The organism is Streptomyces sp. HSW2009, from assembly GCF_040240285.1.
Classification (GTDB): Bacteria; Actinomycetota; Actinomycetes; order Streptomycetales; family Streptomycetaceae; genus Streptomyces.
Window position 1 is genome coordinate 1 of record NZ_JBEHZD010000571.1, and the last position, 4,675, is coordinate 4,675.

The 4,675-nt window shown below is 73.5% G+C and carries 2 protein-coding genes; both read right to left on the minus strand.

What is annotated here, in order from left to right; all coding sequences use genetic code 11:
• Positions 1-3,950, minus strand: a 3,950-nt coding sequence (locus tag AAHZ94_RS28745) for a type I polyketide synthase (RefSeq protein ID WP_349996528.1), incomplete at its 3' end; no start/stop codon positions are given.
• Positions 3,951-3,993: 43 nt separating this feature from the next.
• The coding region (locus AAHZ94_RS28750) for a phosphopantetheine-binding protein (protein WP_349996530.1) at positions 3,994-4,675 on the minus strand (682 nt) is incomplete at its 5' end.

A 4,675-nucleotide genomic window follows, 5' to 3' on the forward strand; every position in this document is an offset into this window, starting at 1 on the left:
CCCCCCCCCCGCCCCCCCACCCCAGCGACCCCCCCCGGGCCGCCCGGGGGGGGGGGGGGGGGGGGCCGGACCCCGGGGGGGGGCGCGGGGCGGGGGGGGGGGGGGCCCGGCCCGACCCGGTCGGGGGGGGGCCCGCGCCGCCCCCCGCCCCCCCGCGCCGCCGGGGCGGTGGCGGGAAGGGGCAGCGGGGTCCACTCCAGGGCGTACAGGTCGCGGGCACCGCGCCCGGTGGTGGAGCGCAGTTGGCCGACCTCCGCGCGGCGCAGCACCACGGTCTCGGCGTCGAGCACCGGCGCGCCCACGGCGTCCGCCACGGTCAGCCGCAGGGCCCGCTCCGTGGGCCCGCCGCCCGGGCGCCGGGTGAGCCGGACCCGGACCGTGCTGGCCCGGGCGGCCCACAGGGTGGCGCCGTTCCAGGTGAACGGCATCCACACGCGCCCGGTACCGGATGCGGTGTCCGCCTCGTCGAACAGCAGCGTCGGCTGCATCACGGCGTCGAGCAGCGCCGGGTGGATGCCGAACCCGTCCGGCTCACCGGCCGCCTCCGGCAACTCGACCTCGGCGAACAGGTCGTCGCCGCGCCGCCAGACGCTGCGCAGTCCCTGGAAGGCCGGCCCGTAGGCGTAGCCGGCCGCGGTGGCCCGCGGGTAGAAGTCAGCCAGGTCCACAGGGTCCGCGTGGGCCGGCGGCCAGGCGCCGGCAAGGCCCTCGCCCTGCGCGTCCGCCGGCACGGGCGGGGCGAGCACACCTTCCGCGTGGCACAGCCAGTCGGCGCCCTCCCCGTCGTCCGGGCGCGAGTAGATCCGTACCTCGCGCCGCCCGTCGGCGCCGGCCTCGCCCGCCACCACCTGTACCCGGGCGCCGCCGGTCGCCGGCAGCGTGAGCGGCACTTGGAGCGCCAGTTCGTCCAGGCCGCCGCTACCCACCTCGTCGGCGGCGCGCAGCGCCCACTCGACCAGGGCCACGCCGGGCACCAGAACGCTGTCGGCCACCACGTGTTCGGCAAGCCACGCCGAGGAGCGGGCGGACAGCCGGCCGGTCAGCAGGCAGGTGCTCGCGTCGGCGAGTTCGACGGCCGCGCCGAGCAGCGGGTGTCCGGCGGAGACGAGTCCGAGATCGGCCGGGTCGCCGCCGCGGGCGTGTTCCCCGCTGTGGCCGTCCAGCCAGAAGCGCTCACGTTGGAAGGCGTACGTGGGCAGGTCCACGAGGTGCGGCCGGGGCTCGGCGGGGAACCAGCGCCCCCAGTCCACCGCGACCCCGGCGGCGAACGCCTGCCCCACCGAGCGGAGCAGTTGGTCGAGCCCGCCGTGTTCGCGCCGGAGGGTGGGCACGGCAGCCGCCGGCACACCCACCTCGTCGAAGGTCTCCTGGAGTCCGACGGTGAGCACGGGATGGGTGCTGGCCTCGATGAACACCCGGTAGCCGTCGGAGAGCAGCCGCCGCACGGCGTCCGCGAAGCGGACCTGTTCACGGAGGTTGGTCACCCAGTACGCGGTGGTCAACTCGCTGGTGTCGATGCGCTCCGTCGACACGGTGGAGTAGAAGGCGATGTCGGACCGGGTGGGCGTGATGCCGGCCAGCACCTGGTGCAACTCGTCCGCGATTTCATCAACCTGCGGGCTGTGAGACGCGTAGTCCACATCAATCAGCCGCGCCCGACCACCGGCTTCCTCCAACGCCGTCACCGCGTTCTGCACATGCTCCGGCGGACCCGAAATCACCGTAGAACCAGGCCCGTTGACCGCCGCCACACCCGCACCAGCAGCCACCTCACCAAGCCCAGCCAGGAAATCAACCGCCCTGTCCTGACTCAACGCAAGCGACGCCATCGCTCCGCCACCCGCCAACTTACGCAACGCCTTGCTGCGCAGAGCCACCACCTTCGCACCGTCCTCCAAAGACAGCGCACCGGCGACGACAGCCGCAGCAATCTCACCCTGACTGTGACCCACCACCGCAGCCGGCTTCACACCCTGATCCGCCCACACCGCAGCCAACGACACCATCACCGCCCACAACACCGGCTGCACCACATCAACCCGACCCAGGTCCGCGGCATCCACACCACCCCTCAGGACGTCAGCCAGCGACCAGTCCACGTACGGCGCAAGCGCCTGCTCACACTCCGCAACCCGCGCCGCAAACACCGGCGAAGACTCCAACAACCCCGCACCCATCCCCACCCACTGCGACCCCTGACCAGGGAAAACAAGCACCGGGCCCGAGCCGCCGACCGTGGCGCCCGCGGGGAGGACCACATCGGGGTGTGCCTCGTCCGCGGCCAGTGCCTCCAGGGCCGCCAGCAGGGAGGTGCGGTCGGTGCCGGTGACCGCGGCCCGGTACTCGAAGGCCGACCGGGTGGTCACCAGCGACCAACCCACCTCGTGCGCCGTCAGTTCGGGTTGCGCACTCACCCGTCGTACGAGCTCGATCGCCTGGTCTCGCAGGGCCACGGGGGTACGGGCCGAGAGCACCCAGGGCAGCGGGCTGTCGGCCGGCAACTCCGCGGGGCGGGGGGCGGCCGGGGCGGTGGTGTCCTGTGGCGTGGCGTCGGTGGCCGCCGGTTCCGGGGCCTGCTCCAGGATCAGGTGGGCGTTGGTGCCGGAGACGCCGAACGAGGAGATGCCGGCCCGCCCCGGGCGGCCGTGCTGCTCCCACGGCACGTGCTCGCCGAGCAGCCGCACCGCGTCGTCGTCCCAATCCACGTGCGGGGTGCGCTGGTTGAGGTGCAGATTGCCCGGCAGCAGGCCGTGGCGCATCGCCATGACCATCTTGATGACGCCGGCGACACCGGCCGCCGCGTGGGTGTGGCCGATGTTGGTCTTCACGGAGCCGAGCCACAGCGGCCGGCCCGGCTGCCGTTCCTGGCCGTAGGTGGCCATCAGCGCCTCGGCCTCGATGGGGTCGCCGAGCGCCGTGCCGGTGCCGTGCGCCTCGACCACGTCGACGTCCGCCGGGCCCACCCGCGCATTGGCGAGCGCCTGGGCGATGACGCGCTCCTGGGCGACGTCGCTGGGCGCCGTCAGGCCGTTGCTGGCGCCGTCCTGGTTGATGGCCGAGCCGCGGATGACGGCCAGTACCCGGTGGCCGTTGCGCTGCGCCTCCGAAAGCCGCTCCAGCACGATCAGGCCGACACCCTCGGAGAACCCGGTGCCGTCGGCCGCGGCGTCGAAGGACTTGCAGCGCCCGTCGGGCGAGAGCGCCCGCTGGCGGGAGAACTCGGTGAACATCACCGGCGTGGACATCGCGTTGACGCCGCCGGCCAGGGCCAGGGTGCACTCACCCTGCCGCAGCGCCTGGCAGGCGAGGTGCATCGCGACCAGCGAGGCGGAGCAGGCGGTGTCCACCGTGATCGCGGGGCCTTCGAGCCCGAGGGTGTACGCGACGCGTCCGGTGAGCAGGCTGGGCAGCACGCCCGTGGTGGCGTACCCCTCGAACCCCTCGGGGATGTGCAGCGTACGCGACAGGTAGTCCTGGCCGGATATGCCGGCGTAGACGCCGGTCCGCGAGCCCTTGAGGGAGAGCGGGTCGATGCCGGCGCGCTCCAGCGCCTCCCACGCGGTGTGCAGCAGAAGGCGCTGCTGCGGGTCCATGGCCAGTGCCTCGCGCGGGCTGATGCCGAAGAACGCGGCATCGAAGCGGTCCATGTCGTAGAGGAATCCGCCCTGCTTGACGGAGCTGGTGCCGTAGTGGCCGGGGTCGGGGTGGTAAAGGTTCTCCAGGTCCCAGCCACGGTCGGTGGGGAAGTCGCCGATGGCGTCCACGCCGGAGACGATGAGCTCCCAGTACTCCTCGGGCGTGCGGGCACCGCCGGGGAACTGGCAGGCCATGCCGACCACGGCGATCGGCTCCTGGGTGCGCTCCTCCACCTCACGCAAACGCAGCCGCGTGTCGTGCAGTTCGGCGGAAACACGCTTGAGGTACTCGACCAGCTTCTCTTCGTTCACCATGAGGTTTCACCCGGCCTTCAGCGATGGTGGCGCCCAGCACATTTCAGGACACACCAAGTTCGTTGTGGATAAAGTCGAGAACTTGATCCGCGGACGCGGATTCCAACCTTTCCGCGGCGCTGCTCTCGTTCGCCGGCTTGCGGTCCGCCTTGAGCCGTGCCAACAGGCTCTCCAGCCGGGACATCACGGCACTGGAATCGCTGTCCTCCAAGGCCACGTTGGTCAGGGTGTTTTCGAGCCGGGTGAGGTCGGTGAGCACGGGGTCGAGCGTCCCGTGCGCGGGCGCCGCCGTGTCCTCGGGCGCGAGTCGTTCCAGCAGGTGGGCGGCGATGCCGTCCGGTGTCGGGTGCCGGAAGACGAGGGCCGCTGGCAACCGCAGGCCGGTTGCGGCGGCGAGCCGGTTGCGCAGTTCCACCGCCGTGAACGAGTCGAAGCCGAGGTCCTTGAAGCTGGCGTCGACCTGGACGGCGTCGGTGTCGGCGTGGCCGAGCACCGTGGCCGCGTGCTCGCGGACCAGGGCGAGCAGGGTGTGGTGGCGCTCGTCGGCGGAGAGGCCGGCGAGTTGCGCGGCCCAGTCGACGGGTTGGCCCGCACCGGCGTCGGCCGCGCTGGGCCGGCCCCGCCCCCCCGCGGGGGCCCCGGCCCGCGGGGGGGCCGGGGGCCGGGGGGGGGGGGGGGGGGGCCGCGCGCCGGGGGGGGGGGGCGCGGCCCCCCGGGGGGGGGGG